At 55.8% G+C, this 20969-nt stretch carries 21 protein-coding genes and 2 pseudogenes; 4 read left to right on the forward strand and 19 right to left on the reverse strand.

Going from position 1 to position 20969, the window contains the following annotated elements:
• Nucleotides 1–8 precede the first annotated feature (8 nt).
• The 12 genes and pseudogenes from Q1A20_RS09210 to Q1A20_RS09265 form a co-directional block, all read right to left on the reverse strand.
• Complete coding sequence (locus Q1A20_RS09210; protein ID WP_299406724.1) at nucleotides 9–1040, reverse strand: NADP-dependent oxidoreductase; 1032 nt, start codon at nucleotides 1038–1040, stop codon at nucleotides 9–11.
• Between the two features lie 298 nt (nucleotides 1041–1338).
• Nucleotides 1339–1674, reverse strand: a pseudogene (locus Q1A20_RS09215) (tyrosine-type recombinase/integrase); the annotation flags it as partial.
• 351 nt (nucleotides 1675–2025) lie between these two features.
• On the reverse strand, nucleotides 2026–2964 hold the full coding sequence (locus tag Q1A20_RS09220; RefSeq protein ID WP_299406726.1) for a 3-keto-5-aminohexanoate cleavage protein: 939 nt from the start codon (nucleotides 2962–2964) through the stop codon (nucleotides 2026–2028).
• 2 nt (nucleotides 2965–2966) lie between these two features.
• Complete coding sequence (locus Q1A20_RS09225) at nucleotides 2967–3986, reverse strand: branched-chain amino acid ABC transporter permease (RefSeq protein ID WP_299406729.1); 1020 nt, start codon at nucleotides 3984–3986, stop codon at nucleotides 2967–2969.
• Nucleotides 3983–4846, reverse strand: a complete 864-nt coding sequence (locus Q1A20_RS09230) for a branched-chain amino acid ABC transporter permease (RefSeq protein WP_299406731.1) — start codon at nucleotides 4844–4846, stop codon at nucleotides 3983–3985. Before Q1A20_RS09230 ends, Q1A20_RS09225 begins: the two co-directional genes overlap by 4 nt.
• Nucleotides 4846–5556, reverse strand: coding sequence for an ABC transporter ATP-binding protein (locus Q1A20_RS09235; protein WP_299406734.1), 711 nt, complete (start codon nucleotides 5554–5556; stop codon nucleotides 4846–4848). The genes Q1A20_RS09230 and Q1A20_RS09235 overlap by 1 nt, the downstream gene beginning before the upstream one ends.
• The gene (locus Q1A20_RS09240) at nucleotides 5549–6277 is read right to left on the reverse strand and encodes an ABC transporter ATP-binding protein (RefSeq protein WP_299406736.1); all 729 of its coding nucleotides are present in this window, start codon (nucleotides 6275–6277) and stop codon (nucleotides 5549–5551) included. The genes Q1A20_RS09235 and Q1A20_RS09240 overlap by 8 nt, the downstream gene beginning before the upstream one ends.
• A 10-nt stretch (nucleotides 6278–6287) precedes the next feature.
• On the reverse strand, nucleotides 6288–7559 hold the full coding sequence (locus Q1A20_RS09245) for an ABC transporter substrate-binding protein (protein WP_299916790.1): 1272 nt from the start codon (nucleotides 7557–7559) through the stop codon (nucleotides 6288–6290).
• A 23-nt stretch (nucleotides 7560–7582) separates the two neighbouring features.
• Nucleotides 7583–8512 (reverse strand): 3-hydroxyacyl-CoA dehydrogenase NAD-binding domain-containing protein, encoded by a 930-nt coding sequence (locus tag Q1A20_RS09250; protein ID WP_299406741.1) that lies wholly within the window; start codon nucleotides 8510–8512, stop codon nucleotides 7583–7585.
• The gene (locus Q1A20_RS09255) at nucleotides 8509–9294 is read right to left on the reverse strand and encodes an SDR family oxidoreductase (RefSeq protein WP_299916791.1); all 786 of its coding nucleotides are present in this window, start codon (nucleotides 9292–9294) and stop codon (nucleotides 8509–8511) included. The genes Q1A20_RS09250 and Q1A20_RS09255 overlap by 4 nt, the downstream gene beginning before the upstream one ends.
• A 4-nt stretch (nucleotides 9295–9298) precedes the next feature.
• Nucleotides 9299–9652, reverse strand: coding sequence for a cupin domain-containing protein (locus Q1A20_RS09260; RefSeq protein WP_299406747.1), 354 nt, complete (start codon nucleotides 9650–9652; stop codon nucleotides 9299–9301).
• Entirely contained in the window at nucleotides 9652–10491 is an 840-nt protein-coding gene (locus tag Q1A20_RS09265) for a cyclase family protein (RefSeq protein WP_299406749.1), read from the reverse strand. Before Q1A20_RS09265 ends, Q1A20_RS09260 begins: the two co-directional genes overlap by 1 nt.
• Before the next feature lie 143 nt (nucleotides 10492–10634).
• On the opposite strand from Q1A20_RS09265, the gene Q1A20_RS09270 reads away from it, so the two are divergent.
• Entirely contained in the window at nucleotides 10635–11357 is a 723-nt protein-coding gene (locus Q1A20_RS09270) for an IclR family transcriptional regulator (RefSeq protein WP_299916792.1), read from the forward strand.
• A 511-nt stretch (nucleotides 11358–11868) separates the two neighbouring features.
• On the opposite strand, the gene Q1A20_RS09275 is transcribed toward Q1A20_RS09270, so the two are convergent.
• A complete protein-coding gene (locus Q1A20_RS09275) occupies nucleotides 11869–12780 on the reverse strand; it encodes an IS110 family transposase (RefSeq protein WP_299406754.1) in 912 nt (303 codons plus the stop codon).
• A 478-nt stretch (nucleotides 12781–13258) separates the two neighbouring features.
• Nucleotides 13259–14290: pseudogene (locus tag Q1A20_RS09280) on the reverse strand (IS110 family transposase).
• Nucleotides 14291–14543: 253 nt separating this feature from the next.
• Between Q1A20_RS09280 and Q1A20_RS09285 the strand changes: the two are divergent.
• Nucleotides 14544–14924 carry a hypothetical protein gene (locus Q1A20_RS09285; RefSeq protein WP_299406757.1) on the forward strand — a complete coding sequence of 127 codons (381 nt, stop codon included), beginning with the start codon at nucleotides 14544–14546 and terminating at the stop codon, nucleotides 14922–14924.
• On the opposite strand, the gene Q1A20_RS09290 is transcribed toward Q1A20_RS09285, so the two are convergent.
• The 5 genes from Q1A20_RS09290 to Q1A20_RS09310 form a co-directional block, all read right to left on the reverse strand.
• Nucleotides 14921–15208, reverse strand: a complete 288-nt coding sequence (locus Q1A20_RS09290) for a hypothetical protein (protein WP_299916793.1) — start codon at nucleotides 15206–15208, stop codon at nucleotides 14921–14923. The genes Q1A20_RS09285 and Q1A20_RS09290 overlap by 4 nt on opposite strands.
• 226 nt (nucleotides 15209–15434) lie before the next feature.
• Nucleotides 15435–15704 (reverse strand): hypothetical protein, encoded by a 270-nt coding sequence (locus Q1A20_RS09295; protein ID WP_299406762.1) that lies wholly within the window; start codon nucleotides 15702–15704, stop codon nucleotides 15435–15437.
• Between the two features lie 692 nt (nucleotides 15705–16396).
• Nucleotides 16397–17296 carry a plasmid partitioning protein RepB C-terminal domain-containing protein gene (locus Q1A20_RS09300; protein ID WP_299406764.1) on the reverse strand — a complete coding sequence of 300 codons (900 nt, stop codon included), beginning with the start codon at nucleotides 17294–17296 and terminating at the stop codon, nucleotides 16397–16399.
• Complete coding sequence (locus Q1A20_RS09305) at nucleotides 17293–18192, reverse strand: plasmid partitioning protein RepB C-terminal domain-containing protein (protein ID WP_299406767.1); 900 nt, start codon at nucleotides 18190–18192, stop codon at nucleotides 17293–17295. The genes Q1A20_RS09300 and Q1A20_RS09305 overlap by 4 nt, the downstream gene beginning before the upstream one ends.
• Nucleotides 18192–19631, reverse strand: coding sequence for a recombinase family protein (locus tag Q1A20_RS09310; protein ID WP_299406769.1), 1440 nt, complete (start codon nucleotides 19629–19631; stop codon nucleotides 18192–18194). Before Q1A20_RS09310 ends, Q1A20_RS09305 begins: the two co-directional genes overlap by 1 nt.
• Nucleotides 19632–19721: 90 nt before the next feature.
• Here Q1A20_RS09310 and Q1A20_RS09315 point away from each other — a divergent pair, with 90 nt between their 5' ends.
• The gene (locus Q1A20_RS09315) at nucleotides 19722–20102 is read left to right on the forward strand and encodes an XRE family transcriptional regulator (protein WP_299916794.1); all 381 of its coding nucleotides are present in this window, start codon (nucleotides 19722–19724) and stop codon (nucleotides 20100–20102) included.
• A 285-nt stretch (nucleotides 20103–20387) separates the two neighbouring features.
• Nucleotides 20388–20774: a hypothetical protein gene (locus Q1A20_RS09320; RefSeq protein WP_299916795.1), complete on the forward strand. Its 387-nt coding sequence runs from the start codon at nucleotides 20388–20390 to the stop codon at nucleotides 20772–20774.
• Nucleotides 20775–20969 lie beyond the last annotated feature (195 nt).

The raw sequence follows: 20969 nt of genomic DNA on the forward strand, positions 1-20969 counted from the left end.
TTGCAGCCTTAATCCACCTTCACCACAACTTTACCAAAGCTGCGACCCAATAGAACATCATTCAGCGCTTTGGGTGCATTCTCTAGTCCTTCGACAACTTGTTCTTTGTAGTGGATTTTACCTTCTGCGATCCATTGGGTCATATCGCGGCGAAAATCCTGGTACGTACTAATTGGAAAACTGTCGAAGATAATGAAACCTTGGACCTTCACCTTCATCCGAAGGATTGTGCCCATGATGGCTGGCCCCATGTCATGGCCCTCTGGCAGTCCTGGAAGATTGTACCACGATACGACACCGCAAACAGGCATCCTAGCGAACTCATTCAGGAGCGGCAGCACACCATAAAGCACTTTACCCCCAACGTTTTCGAAATAGACATCAATCCCTTCGGAGCAGGCAGCTTTGAGTTGTTTGGCGAAGTCCTCGGATTTGTGATCGATGCATGCGTCGAAACCAAGATTGTTCACAACGTGCGCGCATTTTTCAGAACCACCTGCTACACCGACGACGCGGCACCCTTTGAGCTTGGCAATTTGACCGACGGTGGCTCCAACAGGTCCTGACGCAGCTGCAACAACAACCGTCTCGCCCGGCTTTGGGTCGCCAATCAATAAAAGGCCAGCGTAAGCTGTGTAACCGGGCATCCCCAGTATCCCGAGCGCCCACGACGGATTTGCAGGATCACGCCCCAAATTGACCAGCTGCGTCCCATCTGAAACGGCGTAGTCCTGCCAGCCTGATCCTGCCAAAACAAGATCGCCCTTGTCGTATCCCTTAAGGTTGGATGTCATAACTTCAGCCACGACCTGGCCTGTCATCACCTCACCAATCTTGACCGGTTCGGCGTAAGATTTGGCATCGTTCATGCGGCCGCGCATGTATGGATCAATCGACAGATATCTCGTTCGCAACAGCAATTCGCCATCGCCTGGTTCAGGAATGGTGGAGCTTTCTAAACGCAACGTATCTGCATCTGGCAACCCCTGTGGTCGTTGCGCCAGAACAATACGGCGGTTTTCAGTGCTGGATTGAGACATAAGGCAACCTGTGCTGTCGCGAGATCTGTTCGCGTGATCCTCCCACATCTTGGGGAAACTGACTAGCCAAGTTCGACCGCACCTTTAGGAAGTCCAACTGAGGCTGGCCAATGCCTCCAAAGTCTCGCGCTATAGCCCTCCAACGAACGCAACGCGGGGATCCGGCTTGGAAAAACTGCAACGCGGCGACCTCGTGTATGGTCATGCACGAATGGTGGGAATACAAAAGCTGCAGCGCGGCACCAGATCGACTGACCAGATTTCGCCATGGGCCGCCCGTCACAGCGGCCCAGGCTTTTCAGATTTCAATGGCTTCAGAGATCGCTAAAGCATCTTCTAGCTCGACGCCTAAATGTCGAACTGTGCTGTCCATTTTAGTGTGTCCGAGTAGGAGCTGCGCAGCGCGCAGGTTGCGTGTCTTCTTGTAGATCTGCGTGACTTTAGTCCTGCGCATCGAATGAGTTCCGTAAGCAGTGGCCTCAAAGCCGATGGATGTGACCCAATCGCGAACGATCCGGGCGTATTGCCGAGTAGAGATGTGAAGCCGTTCGTGAAACCCGCCTAGCCAGAGACATTCTGATCCGACCATCAGAGGATCTTTCATCCATTTCGCGACCGACGCGCGCGGCCCTTGTTCCAAGCAGGGCGGAGGGCGCGAATGGCAGGTAAGCTTGGCGTTTCCATGACTGATCCTCCGATCCGCCAGTCCCTTCCATAGCTACAACCCGATGTTGACAAGGCACCGTAGCACAGGTTGCTGCGCCGCATCTGAGGTCTGTTTGGAGCTCTAATTGCCTAATTACTGCGTCGCAAATTCGGGACAGAGTATGCAAGCGATTGGCGGGCCTGTCTGCGCGGCAGTCCGATATTCGACGTGCATGGCGGGTCTTTTGACCGGGCAATCTTTTTGGCGAGACAAGTGGCCGTCTCCCGATGTCTGAAGCTGGGCGTTGACCCAAGATTTCTATCATCAGCGGTGTGTGCTCTAAAAATTCACTCGATCACCACCCTTTAGATCCAGTATCTCTCGGGCCTCGTCGGGGGTGGCAACCTGACACCCAAGCTCTTCGACGATGCGTCTGACTTTCGCCACTTGTTGGGCGTTGCTTTCCGCGAGCTTGCCGCGCGAAATGAATAGGCTGTCCTCAAGCCCAACGCGCACATGGCCGCCCATCTGGCTTGCGGTGGTGGCCATAGGGATTTGCGAAGCGCCTGCGGCCAAGATGGACCAGCGGTAGTCTTCGCCAAACAGCTTGTCGGCGGTTTTTTTCATGAACACCAGATTGTCGATATCCGCGCCGATCCCCCCCAAGATACCCATAACGAACTGGATAAACACCGGGGCCTTGAATAACCCGGCGTCCATGCAAAATTTCAGGTTATAGAGATGGCCCACGTCATAGCATTCATGTTCAAACTTAATGTCATGGGGGGCGAGTGCCTCGGCGGCTTCGCGGATGTCGCGGAAGGTGTTGCGAAAGATATTGCCGTCCGAATTCGCGACATAGTCCTTTTCCCAGTCGAATTTCCAATCGTCATCGCCAAAGCGTTTGGCGAGGGGGTGAAAACTGAAGTTCATTGACCCCATGTTCATGCTGCACATCTCGGCACTGAAGGTCGCGGCGGGATTGATCCGGTCCTGGATCGACAGCGTCAGTGACCCGCCGGTTGAGATATTCACGACTGCGTCGCTGGCCTGTTTGATGCGCCCCAGAAATGGGGTGAAGTCGTCGGGGTTGACTGACGGTGCCCCGGTTTCATTGTCGCGGGCGTGCAGATGCAGGATGGATGCGCCCGCCTCTGCCGCCTCAATCGCTTGAGCGGCGATTTCATCGTAGGTGTAGGGCAGGGCATCCGACATGGTCGGCGTATGGATCGCGCCTGTGACCGCGCAGGTAATAATGGTGCGCTGCTGTTTCGCCATGGCTAGGCTCCTTTGTCTGCTGCATCTGTCTGCACGCGGTAGCTGAGAGGGAAGAGTTCAAGATCAAAGCGGCTGCGGATCAGGCCCCAGACGCCCTTGGGCGCCTTGAGCATGATGCCGATTGCGACCAGCCCCAGGATGATGAGATAGACCGTGCCAAGGTCAGCAAGGGTTTCGCGCAGAAGGAAGAACAGGATTGTCCCGATGATTGGCCCTTCAAGGGTGCCGATCCCGCCGATCACGACAATGAAGATCACGAATGCGGTCCAATCGTTCACCGAAAACGCCGCATCGGGTGAAATCCGCAGCTTTTGCAAAAAGATCAACCCGCCGATGATCGCTGTAAAGGCCGACGTGACGACGTAGACTTCCAGCTTGGTGCGCCAGATGTTGATCCCGAGGCCCGCGGCTGCAACCTCACTGTCGCGGATCGCTGTCAGGGCAAGACCACGATTAGAGCGTAGGAACAGATAGACACATCCAATGACAATCACCGCAGCACCCAGCGCCAGCCAATAGCTCAGCGCCTCGCGCCCTGATCGGGAAGAGGCGAGGGATTTGACCACGTCCACCGGCAGTGACGACCCCGAGCCTCCACCCAGCGATGAGGCTTGTGCAAAGCTGAGACGGAACACCTCGGCCATGACCCATGTCCCGATGGCGAAATAGGCCCCCTTCAGGCGAAAAATGAGGGCCGCGATGGGCACTGACAGCAACGCGGCCAACACGCCCCCTGCCAGAATGGCGACAATCGGATGCAACCCTGCAAACATCGTCAACGCGAACAGCAGATAGCCGCCGAACCCGACGTAGGCTTGCTGCCCGACGGACACGAGACCTGCGTAACCAGCCATCAGGTTCCACAGCATCGCAAGCGACAGATAAAGATAAATCTCACCTAAAAGCCGCAGATCAGCGCGGCTTGCCCACCAAGGTGCCGCCGCTAGCACGATCAGACCAAGGGCCGCGACGACCATAGCCACTTGCGCGGAACGGCTGGTTCTGACGATGCGGGCGGTCAATGTGCTACCCTCGGAAACAGGCCCTGCGGACGAACAGCCAAGACGACCAGAAACGCGATATGGCCCGCCAGTAGTTGCCAGCCCGGGTCAATCTTGGCCCCAAGCGTTTGCGCGACGCCAAGAATAACGCCACCGGCAAGCGTGCCCCACAGATTACCAAGCCCGCCAATGATCACCGCCTCAAAGCCAAAGATCAGCCGCGCTCCACCAACAGAGGGATCAAAGCTTGTCCGCACACCCAGCAAGATGCCCGCAATCGCTGTCACCGCGAGTGCGAGGGCCATGGCCATACCAAACACATGCGCCTTGTTCAGGCCCATCAGTTGCGCGATATCGGAATTGTCAGAGGTCGCCCGAAACGCGCGTCCCAAGGACGTGCGATAGAATATGAATTGAAGGCCAGCAATCACCGCGATTGCAATCGCAAAGGTCATCAGCGGCAAGACACCAACCGTGAGACCACCGAGCGGCACGCTTGCCGTCTCAATCACGCCCGCATTCATCTTCTGCGGGTCGGCCGAATATCCTTCGAGCAACGCATTCTGAATGATCACAGACAAGCCAAAGGTCACAAGCAATGGTGGCAGGATATCATTACCAAGTGTCCGGTTGAGAATGCCGCGCTGAAGCACATACCCGATCCCCGCCATTGCTGGCATGACGATCAGCAGGGCTACAAAAGGGTGGATGCCAAGCATGACCGTCGTGGATAGTCCAAGGTAAGCCGCCAGTACAATCAGATCGCCATGGGCAATATTCACAAGCCGCATGACCCCGAAAATCAGTGACAATCCGGCAGCGAAAAGGGCGTAGAGCCCCCCCAGAAGCGTCCCCTGCACGATGGCTGAAATCCAATCCATTAGGCGTCAACTCCGAAATATGCGCGTGTGATATCTTCGCGTGACACGCTGTCCGTCGCGCCAGACAGCGAGACGCGGCCTTCTTGCAGGCAATAAACCCGTGACGACACTGACAGCGCTTTGCTGATGTCTTGTTCGACGATCAAAGCGGTCATGCCATCGCCAACGATGTCGGGAAGTGCGTCATAGATTGATTTGATGATGACGGGGGCGAGACCAAGGCTGATCTCGTCAAACAAGATGACATCCGGGTTGGCCATCAAGGCCCGCCCAATCGCAACCATCTGCTGCTGCCCCCCCGACAGCGTGGTCGAGGCCTGATCCTTGCGTTCTTTCAGGATCGGGAACAAGGCATAGACTTTGTCCAGCGCCCATGGCCCTGCGCGTCCTGTTTGCGCCCCGATCAAAAGGTTTTCTTCGACAGATAGCGACGGGAACAACTGGCGGCCTTCGGGGACCAGAGCGATCCCTTTTCCAGCAACCTGATCGGCGCGCAAGGCGCCAATTGGGTCGCCTTGATAGCTGATCTGCGCCGCCTTATTTATCAAGAGACCGGCAATGGATCGCAGCAGGGTTGTTTTTCCCGCGCCGTTGGCACCGATGATCGCAACAACCTCGCCCGCTGCGATGGCCATGTCGATGCCGAACAAGGCTTGGAAATCGCCATAATGCGCATCCAATTTGCGCAACGACAGAACAGGATCAGCCATCTGCGTCGATCCCCAGATAAATCTCTTTCACTTCGGCACTGTCCATGATGGCCCTTGGCTCACCTTCGGCAATCTTGCGTCCGAAATCGATGACGATCAGTCGCTCGGCGACGGCCATCAGGGCGTGGACGACGTGTTCGATCCAAATGATTGTCGTGCCACTCGCGTGGATGCGTTTGATGGTTTCGATCAGAGCCCCGCATTCGGCATCCGTCAATCCGCCCGCGATCTCATCCAGCAACAAGAGCTTTGGTTTGGCCGACAAAGCGCGCGCAAGTTCCAGCCGTTTGCGTTCCAGCAATGACAGGGCACCGGCCCGCATGTTCGCCTTGTCCCCTAGGCCGGTCTGGGTCAGCACGTCCAGGGCAACGGCCTCGGCCTCTCGGCCCCGGAGCCCCGCACCTTGGGTGGCGCCAACGAGGGCGTTTTCAAACACCGTCATGCCTACAAAGGGTTGGGGTATTTGAAACGACCGCGCCACACCCATTTTACAGCGCACCGCGGCTGGCAGTTTGGTGATGTCCCGACCGTTGAACTGGATTGTGCCTCTATCGGCACGCAACGCCCCTGTGATTAGGTTGAATAGCGAGGTCTTGCCCGCACCATTCGGGCCAAGAATGCCAACGACTTCACCTTGGGCCACGTCAAAGCTGCTGGCGTCGGCAACGGTTACCTCGCCAAACGACTTTTGCAGGTTTTTGACTGAAAGAAGTGCGGACAAGACGATTTCCTTAGCTGAGCAACTTCAACTCGCCCCCCACGGGGATATTGGGTGCGGCTGCGTTGTTGGTGATGACAAGCTCCATGGCGTCGCCGGACTTTTGCCACTGACCTGCGACAAGAGGTGTCTTGGTGACGTTGGGCACCGGACCCGCGCCAAAGTTCACGCCCCCCACAATCGTCGACATGTTTGTCGCCTTGATCGCGTCGACAATCGCCATGGGATCATCAAGGTCCGCAGCACGCGACACGACATCTTTAACCACTTCAAAAAGCGCGTGCTTGAAGCCAATCGGTTGGGTCCATGGACGTCCTGTCGCAGCGGTGTAGCCGTTTGCCAGATCACCCGCGCTGTCGCCTGTCAGCGATGAGTTGAACGGATGGTTTGGACTCCACCAGATTTCTGATGTCAGACCATCACCGCGATCCCCAAGGCTTTCGATCACCGACGGGAACAGCAGTGCCTTGCCGATTGTCACGACTTTCGGGCGGAAATCCTGCTGTGCGGCTTGCGCCCAGAAAGTCGCAAAGTCAGGCGGGATCATGTTGCCGGTAATGATCTCACAACCAGCTTCTTTGAAGGCCGCAATATAGTTCGAGAAATCGTCGTTGAGCGGCTGGTACCGGCCCGGATCGGTTAGCGCAAAACCTGCCTCGGCCAGCGGTTTCGGGAAGCCAAGCTCTGGATCACCCCAAGCGTTGCCGTCCGCATCATTGGGGAACAGGCCGCCTATGTTCTTGGCCGCACCGGAACTGCCCCAAAGGTCGAGAAAGTTGCCAATGACATCCTCAAGCCCCCAGAAGAAGTGATAGGTGAAATCAAATCCTTCCGCAGGATTACCGTTGCGCCCGAAAAAATACGGCTGCCATGGGCAATCTGTTGTGATGCAGGGTACCTCGTTGATTTCGGCCTGATCGGATACGGGGTTCGTCATATCCGGGGTCGAGGCCGCAACCATGATGTCGACCTCGTCGCCCAAGATCAGGTCTGCGGCGACTTCTGCGGCGCGGTTCGGGTTCGACTGGCTGTCCTTTGAGATGATTTCGATATTGTAGGACTTGCCGTTGTTCTCGACGCCACCGGACAGGGCGGCCTGGATGCCTTCGAGGACAAAATCATCGGCTTCTGCAAAGCCTGCCAAGGGCCCGGTCCTTGGACTGACATGACCAACCTTGATCGTCGGTGTCTGCGCGTAGGCACGACTGGACGTCAGGATCGCAGGTGCGGCGACGGATGCAGCAAGCCCTCCCAATACGTGGCGTCTGTTTGGTGTCGTTTTCATCTTTGCTCCTCCCAAAGCTATTGTTAATCAGGCAAGATTTGCTCAAGTTTCCTGAGATGATCGGCAACGCGGGCTTTGGTCTCTTCCAGATCGCCCGGTTTCCAATCCCGCAGACCCGCGCCTGCGGCCATGCCGCTGCGGCCCGCGTCGCGCATCTGTTGGAGGTACGGGGACGGTGCGCCCGACATCTCAAGATCAAACAAGACCTGCTTGTGGATGTCTTGGGTCAGTTCCAATCCGACAAGGTCCGCGTTCTCTAGTGGACCAAGAACCGCGAGCCTTCTGCCAAAGCTGGCCTTGACCACGTTATCGACAGTTTCAGCGTCGCAGATGCCGTTCTCGACCAGCGAAATCGCTTCGCGCCACAGCGCATGCTGCAAACGGTTACCGATGAAACCCGGCACATCCTTTTCCACCATCGCTGGCGTCTTGCCCGCTTGGGCCAACAGATCAAACATCCGCTGCGCCAGGTCCGGGTCAGTCCATTCGGTTTTCACCACTTCGACAAGCGGGATCATGTGCGGCGGGTTCCACCAATGGGTCCCGAGCGCGCGGTGGCGCCCGGATAGGCCGCCCATGATCTTGGAAATCTGAATAACGGAGGTGTTTGACGCGAGGATCGCATCCTTTGGCGCATGCGCTTCGATTTCGGCAAAGATGCGTTGCTTGAGATCCAGCTTTTCCGGTGCGGCCTCAAAAACGACATCGGCATCACTGACAGCACTGGCCATGTCTGTGGCAAGGGTCACGCGGCCCAAAGCATCTGATACGTCATTGGCATCCGCGCCCAGCAACGTCAGGCTGTCCGCAATGCGCGCGGGGCAAGTGGCCAGCATATCTGAAACGGGGTCGGTCACAGTCACATGATGCCCCGCCCGCGCGAACATCAGGGCAATGCCATGCCCCATCAACCCGGCACCGATCACCGCGATATGTTGTCCCCGCTGCGTCATCCTGCGGTGTAACCGCCATCTGCGTAAAGGATATGCCCGGTGTAGAAATCCGACGCGGCAGAGGACAGGAAGAGCAGCGGCCCGGCAAGGTCTTCTGGCTCGCCCAAACGCCCCTTGGGAACGCGGGCAAGGAACCCGTTGCGCACAGCCGTCGCCTCTTCGGTATCTTCAAACATCCATGCGGTGAGCGGCGAGCGGAAAACTGTCGGCGCAATGGCGTTCACCGTGATCCCTGTCGGCCCCAACTCACAGCCCAGCGACTTTGTCATGCCGTCAACGGCGGCTTTGGACGCGCAATAAGCCGTGTAGCCCGCCGGATGACCCAAAAGGCCACGGGCAGAGGATACAAAAACGATCTTGCCACCGTCGCCCTGCGCCTTCATCTGCATTGTCGCGGCGCGGGCAATCAGCCAGCTTTGCGTCACATTGGCGTCCATGACCCCGTCAAAGGCTTCGGGTGCCATGTCTTCGATCTTGGCCACCTTGTTCATCCCCGATGCGACGACCAGAATGTCGAGCCGTCCGAACGCCTTCACCGCTCCGGACACCATGTCAGCGCAAGCGGCTTCACTGTCAGGGCGGGCGTTGATCTGGCGAACATCACCACTGCATTTGCCAGCGACCTCTGCCATCGCTTTGGCATTGCCTGCGGCCAGCACAACTTTGCAACCGGCACCTGAAAGGCATTGTGCTGCGACCGCACCAAACGCACCGGACGCGCCGGTGATCAGGGCAACCTTGCCCTTTACGTCAAACATGGAAAGTGGATTATCGAGTGACATGGGTCTACTCCGGTCTCTTGCCGCCGGGATACGGGATCACAACAAGCATCTTACAAATGTGGTTGGTCTTGTTTTCGATGCGGCGCACTTCGCCGCGTGGAATGGTGCAACTGTCTAGCGGGCTAAGCACCGTTTCATGGCCATCCACCTCAACGGTCATCTCGCCTTCCAGCACTACATAGACCTTTTCAAAAGGCGTGGAATCTGGACCGGCACCACCGCCGGGCAGGAATTGGGAGAAGCCGATCCACTGGTTTTCCGGCCCGCCATCCTCAAACCCTTGCAGCCGCAGCCCGGTGACGCCCCAATGGTTGGGGGCGTCATAGGTTTCTGCATCTGCAAACCGCTTGATATGCATCAGAAGGCCTCTCCGGCCTCGATGCGGTAGGCTTGTTTCTTGTCGGTGATCGCCACGAGGCGAATGATGCAACCATCGCCGCGATCCCAATTCCAGGGGAAGAAGGCAAAGGTCACGCGCTTGCCCGTCACCGCATCCAAGTCACCGCCAACGTTTTCAATGCCGAGGATACCGTTTGAAAACAGTGTGTTGTGCACTGGCTCCCAGTCAGGAAAGTCATCTTTCCAGTCATTGCCGCCGGACCATTCCTTATATTCTTCCTCAAGATGCGGGAGGATCGGGCCGTTGCGCTGCGGGCCAATGGCCGTGGCAAGCGGGTGGTCGTTGGCTTGCGTGTCGTGACCCACAACCTTGACGCCCTTTTCAACCATCCAATCGGCGGCTGACTGCACGAGGCCAGGGCAATAGGCAAAATAGTCACCATCTTCATACTGCTTGTGCCAGCCGGTGTTGATGATCAGCACGTCGCCCTTGCGGATCGCATGACTGCAAGCCGTTTCCAGATCGTCGCCAGTGATGCTTTCCCACTTCTTCTTGGGGATCGACACGACAATCCCCGTACCAAAGAAATGCGGTAGCGGCACTTCGTCGATGAACGGCGTGCCCTGCACGACGTGTGCGGGCGCATCGATGTGGGTCGTCACGTGCATTGTTGTGGTGATGGTCTGGCTCAGCACGCCTGACTTCGCCATGTAGTGCTTCCGCTCGATTGCGACGTCCTTGAAATAGGGCCAGTTGGGACACTGGTACCCGAACCGATGGCTCAGGTTCACGAACTCAAGGTCCATGTCGTTGTCCAGGTTATCCTGAAATTCAATTCCGCGGATCGTTACAGTCATCGTTGTCTCCCAAGCGTCAAATCGAGTGTTCCACATAATGGTGCAACATGTACCGCATTGCGGTCAACTATTGATTTTTATTTTTTGCCCTCCTAGTCTATTGCAAAGGTCACGGTCGAAAATTGCGCAGCGAGACAGACGAGTTGAACGTCCAAGAAACTCATAAAACACAAGGCATTCAGGTCATCTCTAGGGCCGCTGACATCCTGCGTGTGTTGGGTGCCAATTCCGGGGGGCTCAGCCTTGGGCAGATTGCGCGAAAGGTCGATCTGCCCCGCTCTACGGTACAGCGGATTGTCAGCGCGCTGATCCACGAAGGTCTTGTCGCATCCGATGGTGGCAGTGGGGGACTCAGGCTCGGGGATGAGATTCGGGTGCTGGCGAATGCGCCAGCCTTTGATCTGCGCGAACATTTTCGCCCGCTTTTGGATCAGATCGCCGCCGCCACGTCCGAGACCGTCGATCTTGCCGTTCTCGAAGGTGCGAACATGCGATTCATCGACCAGATCGAAGGCCGCCAGCGGCTGCGCACCGTGTCAACGATTGGCGACAGGTTTCCACTGACAACGACGGCAAATGGAAAGGCGGCACTCGCGGAACTGAGCGAAACGTCAGCCCGTGCTCTCATTTCCGCTGAACTTGGGTCAGATGACGGTGTAGACGCTTTGATGGACGAGTTACGCCGTATTCGAGACGGAGAAATCGCAACAGACTTGGGGGAGCATTCCGAAGAGATCTGCGCTTTGGGATTTGCGGTCATCGGCCCCAACAAAGAAATCGCAGCGATCTCCGTTCCGGTTCCGAGTAGCCGTTTTTATCGGATCAGAGCCGACCTCACAAAAAAGCTAGACCGAATTCGAGGCTAAGAAGTCCCGAACGCATAAGTACGACTACTTCCGTTTGAATGCCCGAGGTCAACCTCCGATACTCGGCGTCGTTTTGCTCAACATAGGAGAAGTAGCCATTGGCAAACAATGGGTGAAAGTTGGCTTCTCTAATCGGGCGTTTGGGTCAAGTTCATTTCATCTTTTCGTTTCCGTCGTTTGGGATCATTGTCTCTCATCCGGGTCACGCTTCTCTTCGCAGTCATTACTGGCTCGGTTCGGTTGGGCCGCTGCATGCATGTGTCGGAATGGACGTGGAGCGCCCCGCTTCATCTCGCGCTTGATCGTCGCAGCAGACATATTCGGCGTCATCCACGAGACCTCGTCCGGTGAGGGACGATCCCGTCATTTGGCTTTGGAAAGCTGTCAGATCATAGAGCGGCCTCCAAAGGTCTGTGACGGAACTCAGTATTATCGGCCCACATGCGATGCATGATGACGGCCAGTTTCCTTGCGACGGCAACGACGGCCCGGCGGCGGCCCTTGCGGCGCATCAGCCGAAGGCCCCACTTTTGATCTCGGAACTGGCCACAGATTGCATCATCATCGCGTTCGCGGCAGCGTAGAGCGTGGCGCGCACATCGCGATCGCCAGCTTTGGAGATGCGACTGGGGTTGTCCATTTCGCCAGATTGATATCGTCGCGGTGTCAGTCCGAAGTGCGCGGCGACAGTGCGAGAGCTGGTGAAACGTGCCGGATCATCGACGGCCGCACGGAAGGTCAGAGCCGCAATCGGCCCTACGCCTGGGATTGCCATGAAGCGCGGGCAAACCGCGTCGTGACTGGCGGCTTGCTTCACGCGCCTATCCAACTCCCGATAGGTCTTGTAGAGCATTGCCCGCGCATCCAGCAGCGGCAGCAAGGCGCGCGACAAATCCGGATCGGCCTCAATCATGGGTCTGACCCGTTCGTCGAAAGATCCCTGGTCAACGCGAGACGGCAAGCGCAGGCCGAAGATCCAGAACAGCCCCCGAACCTCATTAGCCAAATCGATGCACTTCTTCTGAACGGTCTTTCGGCTGCTCAGCAAAGCCCGGTAGGCGTTTGCTTCCCTGCTTTTGATGAAGACCTTGCTGAACCACCCGGACCGAAGCACTTGCGCGATCCCTTTGGCGTCCGTCTTGTCGGTCTTGTTACGCATCGCTGACAGCGCCGCATTCACCTGGCGCGCTTCCATGCAAACCACATCGAAGCCAGCGGCCTGAAGTCCAAAGTAAAGATGCTGGCTCATCGCGCCAGACTCGAAACCGATCCGGCACTGCCGGCGCGGCACATCGCGCAGGCAGACCAGGATATCCTCAATCTCGCAGGCGACAGCACGCTCAAAGACATGCTTGCCGTCGGCATCAATCACGCAGACAGTCACCGACCGCAGCGACACGTCCAAACCCAAAAAGTAATCCATCTCGTTCTCCTCAGATTGCAGCATTTGCCGCAACTCTATCGAGAACCCGACCCTTCTACTTGGTCAGCCCGATTACCCGTGCTTCGTCCCGAAGTGCGGACCCCGGTTACTCCAAAATGCTATGTAATCGATCAATCTTCGCTTCGGGAAAGCTGCAGCGCAGCATCTTTATCCATCGGTCAAGGTCCTGTGTGGATGTATATGGGCCCGCCTAATTGCAACGGTCTGTTTGGTTCTGTTTCGAGGTCGCGATTACTGATGTATATCCAGCCTCTTAAGGCGGCCCGATAACTCGTCGCCGCGAGCCCCGATGGATTTCCGCTTGTTTCTTCTTCATCGCCCCTAAGGCATCGATGTTGACCTTGCCGATCCACACATCAGCTTCGAGAAGCAATGGGCGTGACCCTTTTCCATCTCCTGACAGATGTTGCAGTATTCCTGAGACCGCCCTCATTATGTCAGCGTTCTGATGACAATATCAGCTGGACGCCATTGTGTGATCTGGACGATATTCCTGGTCGCGCGATAGCGGCGACCAGACAATCCGTGCGTTCTTGTTTGCCAATGCGACAGCGACAACATTCGGATGTCGCCTTTCTCGCATCTGCCCAATCCATCGGCTGCGTGCATCAGTTTTCCCTGCGGCCCTTGCGAGCACAGCCCGCGCGCCGTGGATCAGCAAAGTGTGCAGATAACGATCACCTCGCTTACTGATGCCAAACAATCTCGCCTTGCCGCCACTTGAAAGTTTTTTTGGCAACTAATCCCAACCAGACCACAAATTGTCGCCCATTCTTGAAGCAAGATCGATCACCGATTGCTGCCATCAGAGCCGTGGCTGTTATTGGCCAATTCCTTCGATCTGACCGATGCGCTGGCACATCTCGTTTGATCGGAATAAATCCCTGATCCTGCGGTTGTAAGCGGTGATGCGGTCATCCAGTTCGGCTAACTCATCACGCATGTCACGTAGCATATCGATGAAGATGTCCCCAAATTCGCAGTCATGGATATCGACGATTGCGCCAAGGGCGCGCCTGATACGTGTGATATCCCGTGCCACCACGACACCGTGTTCCCCCAACAAACCGCGAACCTGGTTAACCAATCGTGTGCGGTTCGCGACCACTCTCTGACGAATCCTATGAACGACCTGGATCTCAAGCTGTTCAGCGGATTTTGATGGCACGAACCTCATTGATGGTCGACCGACGGCCTCACAAATAGCTCCAGCGTCATTGCGATCATTCCTGCTGGATTTCACATACGGCTTTACAAGCTGCAGTTAGATCAGACGCACCTCGTGCCCCAAATCCGTCAAAACCCTTGCCAACTAGTGGGACCCGCAGCACGCTTCCATGCCAACGACACAGGGTGGCAACTCGGCAAAAAACTGTGCCACAGCATCCCGGCGCAACGTCTTTCTTAGAGCGATCTCATCCTAAGCGTCGACGCCGTGGACTTCAAAAACATATTTGGCCAAATCGGGGCCGATCCTTCTAATTTTTATGGTGTGCATCCTCCCGTTTCCTTTCCGAAGTTACCGCGTTCGGGGGTGGCGGGGTCCATACCATTGCTACTGCATTGCAAGCGTTTTTTGTGATTGCGAGCGTCTGTCAATACAATCGTGTGACGGCCTGTTTTCTTGGCGTTTGCCACTGGCCCTGATGACTCCACTGTATCCCGTCACGGCCTTTGAGATAGAGCGGCAGTTTTGCTTAACGAGAGTTTTCAGTTCATCGTAATCCTTGAAAGGATAAGAGATGAGAACGAAGACAGGGCCGAACGGATCGGCGGACAAACACGTTAAAGAGATTAAACGCAAGACACGGCGCGAGAAAAATCACATCTGCGAAAGAAGCATCAATGAGTTTGAGCGCGGCTATCTGACCCCGGGCCAGATTGTATTTGATACAGGACATGTATCGATACATGTCGCGCGATGGCTCGATCACAACGGCATCGAAAGCATTGATTGCCAGAGCGGTTACGTGCGTGTCTACGCGCGCGACATCGCGGCAGTTGTTATCCAAAGCCTACAATCATATCGGGACGGAAAGGGGATCAAGTGGGAGTACATCTCAAGAACCCAGTTCACCCCGGTGAAATCCTCAAACATGACTTCCTCATTCCCATGGCTCTAGACGTGACAGCCCTCGCTCAAGTTTTGGGCATGCCTCTCGCTGATTTCTGGGCGCTCTTGGGTGGTCAAAGAAAATTCGCGCCCGACATCAGCCAGGCGCTGTCGGACCGTTTTGGCACGACACGTGCGTTCTAGGAAAATTTGCAGAAAGCCTACGACAATGCGCCCCTGACGGAAGACCTTGATGACATGGCTTTCGCCAACGATCTCGAAGCGCAGCTGGCCATGATCGTTCGTGCTTACGCCGATGGTGATGCGTTTCAAATCGACAATGCCCTTGGCCACGTGTCGTGGACCCGGCGCATGAAGCGAAAGAGGATCCTTGATCTAATCGCGGAATACGAGGGTCCTGGCGAGGAAGACTAACTCAACCTGAGGGCGGTAAATATAAGACCCATACCGCGACGTTCGCATTTGTCGCGGCGAACCCGAACATCCATGGGTTGCGATGATCCTGGCGCCGTGACGGGCCTGCAGCGCCCGGATTGACGTCAGATTTCTAACTGTCGTCTCACTCACTCTCAGCGAGTGACTTGTTCACGGCCTCAAAGAAGTGCTGCTCCATTCGGAGCGGCATTTCATAGATGCTCCAGGCCCGCCGCGGGCCTGGCCAAAGCTCGTCGAACAATTCTTCGGTCATGAAGACGTGGGTCACGCGTCCTACGTGGCGCAGGAGAGTCGGACCCTCTTCCGCCTGTTTTTTCAGGCTAATGGTATTGTAGTGAAGCGTTTCGATGTCGAAGCGTTTGCCTTGGGTCGGGGGTAGGTTTACGAATTTCATGTGTTTTCCTTTCATACGCGCACCTCAACTGTCACGGACACGTCAGTGTTGCGCGCGGTTGGATGGAAAACGTTCACGTCATGTCAGTCAGCTTTTGCGCTGGAGATCGTCGATCTTGCAAGACAATTGCCTCATCCGCTGATCTGTCAAACGTCAAAACCAAAAAAGGCAATGCTGTCGCCAGCAAAGCTTCCCCGTTTTCGATTGCACAATCATTGGTCGAGTTCCATGGGCGCTCCTTCATGGAGATTGTGTGATTTGAGCGATTTGACCATGGCCAAAATCGACTCTGCCAGTCTGTGGATCTATAATTTTAGATAGGCAGGTTCGACTTCCGAGATCATTGTCATGTTAACCCGCAGCGGAAGCAGAAGGTCTAGCAAGCCACGGTAACGGACGAAGGCTCAACCTTGGTTGAGCCTTTACCGTTCTGTAGTCGAGAAAGTGTGGACCCTAGTCTCCATAAGAGCTTACGTACACGCTCGCGGAACCAGATGCTTGTTCACCGAAAAGATGACACGCGCGACCTGCAAAGAATAGATTTGCCGGGCATTTGGCCCGGCATGATGGGCCCCGGCGGGTTCGCCGCCATCCCCATCACCGCACTAGATCCGCCCCACAGTGCGGCGTCTCCTGCGGTCCGCGCGCTTCATGGGTCCGGGTCCCCAAGTCATCGTGGCCGAAGAAGGCACTCAGGATGCAAATGCCTCCGTTTCGGTGATCTTCTCAAATGCAGGCAAGAACTCTTCGTGATGCAGCGACAGATACCGCGTCACCCGCTCGCTGGTCATCAGCTTCGAGATGTACCCACGCGCCAAAACCAGATCGAGATGGTCCGCGCCGTAGCTGTCTTCGGCAAGGCGGACTTCCCGTTCAAGATTGGTGGCCTCGCGTTCCATCAATTCGAGTTGCTCACGCGAAATCCCTTTGATCTTCTTCGGCGTTGCTGCGGACAACAGCAGGTTTTCCGGTGTCGCTACCAAAAGAGACCGGGCATAGTTGATGGTGAATTTGTTCATAGCTACCATAAGCTGCGCCGCTTCAATCTGGCGCATGGGTTTCATCTTCTTGAGGATTTGAAAGCTGGTCAGCGCGACCTCCTTGTCTTTCACGAGTTCAGCTGCCTCGTCGCAGATGCCGTCGAGCAGGCGCCGTTTTTCTTTGATCGTTTTGATATTGACGTTCAGCGCACTGGCCAACCGCCCCTCGGGGACGCCCAAGGACAGCGCCCGCAAGATCATCTTGTGCTCCTGAATGGTCGCAAGACGGTTGATCCGCTTGTCGTACGTGAAGGCTTCATTATCAGTCGAAATCAAGCATTGCGTCTCGGAATGACCATGATCTTTCAGCACCTCCAGGCGCAGGTGACCATCCAGCAATGTGTATTGGTTCGGTTCATGTTTGTCCGGTGCCACGACGATGGGTTCGACAAGACCAATTTCGTGAATCGAGGCGGCGATCTGTTTGTACTTGGTACTCGCCTTCTTTTGCGGGCTGACAATGTAAAGCGGCGCGATCTGATCAAAGCGAACCGTCAGTGGCTCTCGTTCAAAGGCGGCGATGACCTCTTTTTCGGCTGAGGTTGTGGTCATGTCGGCGCACTTTCGGCATGCGAAAGCCGATCAGCAATCGTCTTAGGCAGGCTCGCCAATCCCTCTGCACGCAGCAGCGTGACGAAGTTCTCGTCGGCCATCAGTGTCTTGAGCGATTGCAGGAGAAAAAGCATTTCACTGCGCGTGGCATGCGCCTTGCGCAAGAGCATCTTTTTCTTTTCAACATCATTCTCGTAGGTTTTCAGTAAGCTCTCGACAGATAGGCTTTTCCGTGAACGGCCATCCGAAGACGCCCGCCCTTTCCCGTGCTTTTGGCGAGCTTCGACGAGGCGTTTCGCCGCCAAAAGCCGACCACCCCGTAGGAGCTTCTTTTCATAAGCCTGCCTGAGAACCTTCTGCACACCGACGTCATCCGCATCGGCGATATCGACCGCAACACTGACCGGGATCTTTCCACTTTCGACTGCACGTAACAGGCGATGTTCATGGCTTTCCAGAAGCTTGATGACGCCGCGCACGTATTTGGTGGAAAGCTGTGTTTTGGCCGCGATCTCCCGGTCCGAGTAACCTCCTTCTTTCAGCCGCCGAATGTCTCTCAGTAAGTCGAGCGAATGGTGCTGACGGCGCGCCAGGTTTTCCACAAGGTTCATCACAAGGCAGTCTTCACTGCTTGCGTTGATGACAATCGCAGGGATCTCGGATTTGCCAAGCGCTTTAAACGCCTTCATCCGCCCCTGACCACACACCAACTCATAGTTTGGCTCGCTTCCATCCTTGGTTTCGCGGATCGCAACCGTGATCGGCCGCTTGAGCCCAAGTTCAGCGATATTTGCCTTGATCTCTTCGAAGACCTTTTGATCGCGGACCCTTGGATTCAGCACGGTGATCGGGTTGATCGGAACAAGTTCCATCTGTCGGTGGTAAATCTCGCTCATCAGGCAACCTCCAGAAGCGGTGCGCGTGCCGCCATTGCAAAGAAATGCGACAGGTCGTCGAAACGGAATGCATCCAGCGACAGGCCATTATTCTCCGACAGGCGCAACTTGGATTGGGTCATGTCGAAGGTCGGCAGTAAATAGTAGTCCAGTGGCAACTCATTCATTTGCCCCATCCGGACAACGATCGTCATATCCGGCAAGCCTCCGGTATCGAGGCGAATGTTCCATCGAAAGGCACCGGCGCCGGTCTGCATGCAGCGCGCAATGACGATGGACACTGTGAACTCGTCATTGATCGTTATTGGGTCTGTTTGTGCATCTCGATTAGCCGTTCCGCCGACCGCGTCGACACCGGCGACAACATCACGAACGATATCAGCATGAACACCACGCAGGCGTTTGTTGATTTCAATGTAGCGATAATCTCGGTCCGGTTTGAAACCGACAAGACTATGCGCCCGCAGCGGGCTGCCGAACCGGCTTTGATACGCGCCACTCGACGGCAGGCAAGCGGCCTCGTTGATCACAGAGCGGGAAAGAAATCTGTGTTGTTCCAGCTTTTCTTTCAGACCTTCAAGCATTTCCTCGTCAGACATCCGCTGAGACCGCGCGCCGATAATCGCACCTGCAGCCTCGAAGAGGTCTGTGCTGACAATGGCTTCAAATGCGCCAACTGCGCGCACCCAATTGCTGGGATCATTGCGGACATGGCGCTTCTTCAGTTTGAACGAGTTGCGGTTCCAGATGTTGTTGCCGACGTACTTTTCGTTTGTGAGGATTTGACGCACGACGGCGGTCTCTTCATCAGGTCCTGGCACAAGCGTCACGCGATCTGTCTGAATGCTCTTGTGCTCGTCGCGCGATAGAATGCCCTTTGTGTTGCCCGCCTCATCACTGAGCATGCGTCTCAGGCCAAATCCGGGTGCGCCACCTTGGCGATACCCCAATTCGATGAGGCGGGATTGGCCAGCGAAGACCTTTTGAGACAGTTCGCGGCTATACTCGCCAGCCATTGCGCGCTTTAGGCCCTTGACGACGATGGACATTGGCCTGCCATCGTTTTCGAACTGCTCTGCACAATACTCGACCGATATGCCCGCCCGTTTGCATATGTATTCGTAGTAGGCGATTTCATCCGCGTCTTGGAAACGCCCCCAGCGGCTGATGTCGTACACCAGCACAGTTTTGAACTCAGTTTGGCCACCCTCGATATCTTCGATCAGTTGGGTGAGACCGGCGCGGCCTTGAATTCGCAGACCACTCTTTCCCGCATCTGAATAGGTTTTAATGATCTGATAGCTACGCTCATCCGCATAACGCCGGATCGCATCCGCCTGATTTTCGGTTGAGTAACTCTGATGCTCTTTCGAGATGCGGACATACTGTGCAGCTTTGCGGCGATTTTCTTCTTCACGATCGTTAGCTGGCCAGCTCAATGCTGCTGCCCTCCATCATCCAAATTCTTAAACCTGCGCAGTTCGTTTGCGACTCCTTGCTCCACATTTTAGCATGAGAAGGGCGGCAAGATGTTTCCGAAGACAGGCAACACTTTTCAAAATGGAGGCAAAAAAGGGAACGCGCAGGTAGAATACCGTGACGCAGTTTGGAGAGCATTGACGAGTGAGTTGGGCGGGACACATCAGGCGACCAAGGCGGCGATGCGGTGGACATGCGTCAGCGAACGGACCACAAAGAACTGGATATCCGGTTCGTACAGACCAACAGCCGAACACTTGATCGAACTGATGAGGCATTCAGACACAGTGCTTGCTGTTGTGCTGGAACTGGCTGGGCGCAATGAAGCGACAACGACTGAGCGCCTCAAGCGAATTAGAGAAGAACTGGAAGGCGTGCTTACAACCATTGAGACGATCTGCGCCGCTGAGGACGATCAAACGGCGGGCTAAGAGCCTACATTGACATCTGGCGGGTCGTGCGGCGTGGAAAACTTATGAGTTGCGAAAGGTAAAGTTGTTGCGTCGGCCTGAGAATTTCGCTTTTGAGATCAATGGCCCGGAATCCTGAAAATGGAAAAACTATGTGTCACTCCACAGTTATTCAAGCATTTGAAACCAAGGAGAAATATGTAATAGGAACGTTTTTCCCACCATATTGGATCTTAGTTCGCGCTCTCCTCCTGCCATTTTACAAAACTTGGCAATACCCGCTCAACACATCGCATTGGCCTGAAGATGGGCTTGATCCGCGTATGCTTGCCGTGGAGTGAAGCGTGCAAAATTGACCAAGGTCTACGCCGGGATCAGGCCGCACACGCCTGTGGTCACACCGCTCTTTGGCATCGCGTCGTTTCTCGGGGCATCTGTTTCGATTGCCCTATCGCGATCATCGTCCAGCCGCTAATCAGTGTTGCAGGCCGAACGCTGAGCAGTCTCGCTGCGCTGACGGCGCTGGCGTTTTTTGGGCGACAAAAGTATTTCGATGCGCAGTTTGCTCTAATCTGGCCCGCGGTGATCCTTGGCCAACTGGCCGCATTGGTGATTTTCATCGGCGTGTTTGGCGCAATCCGTCGGCGCAAGAGTATCTACATCACGGTCAAATCAAACGTTGAGCAGGTCTGACGGCGCACCTGCTTTTGCCGCTCAAGACTTTTCTGCGATTTCAGGAGTTTGCTGTTCGGTTACAAAAGCTCATTTTATCAGGGCGCCGCGATGTGGTCAGTCGCAGCGACCGGCAGCTCACTGTTTTCCTGCTGCACCTGGAGAGTAATCGGCGTGTTTTGGCGGATCGCCGGGCCGATCAGTTGCCCGATGCGG

This window comes from uncultured Roseobacter sp. (assembly GCF_947501835.1).
Lineage (GTDB): Bacteria > Pseudomonadota > Alphaproteobacteria > Rhodobacterales > Rhodobacteraceae > Roseobacter.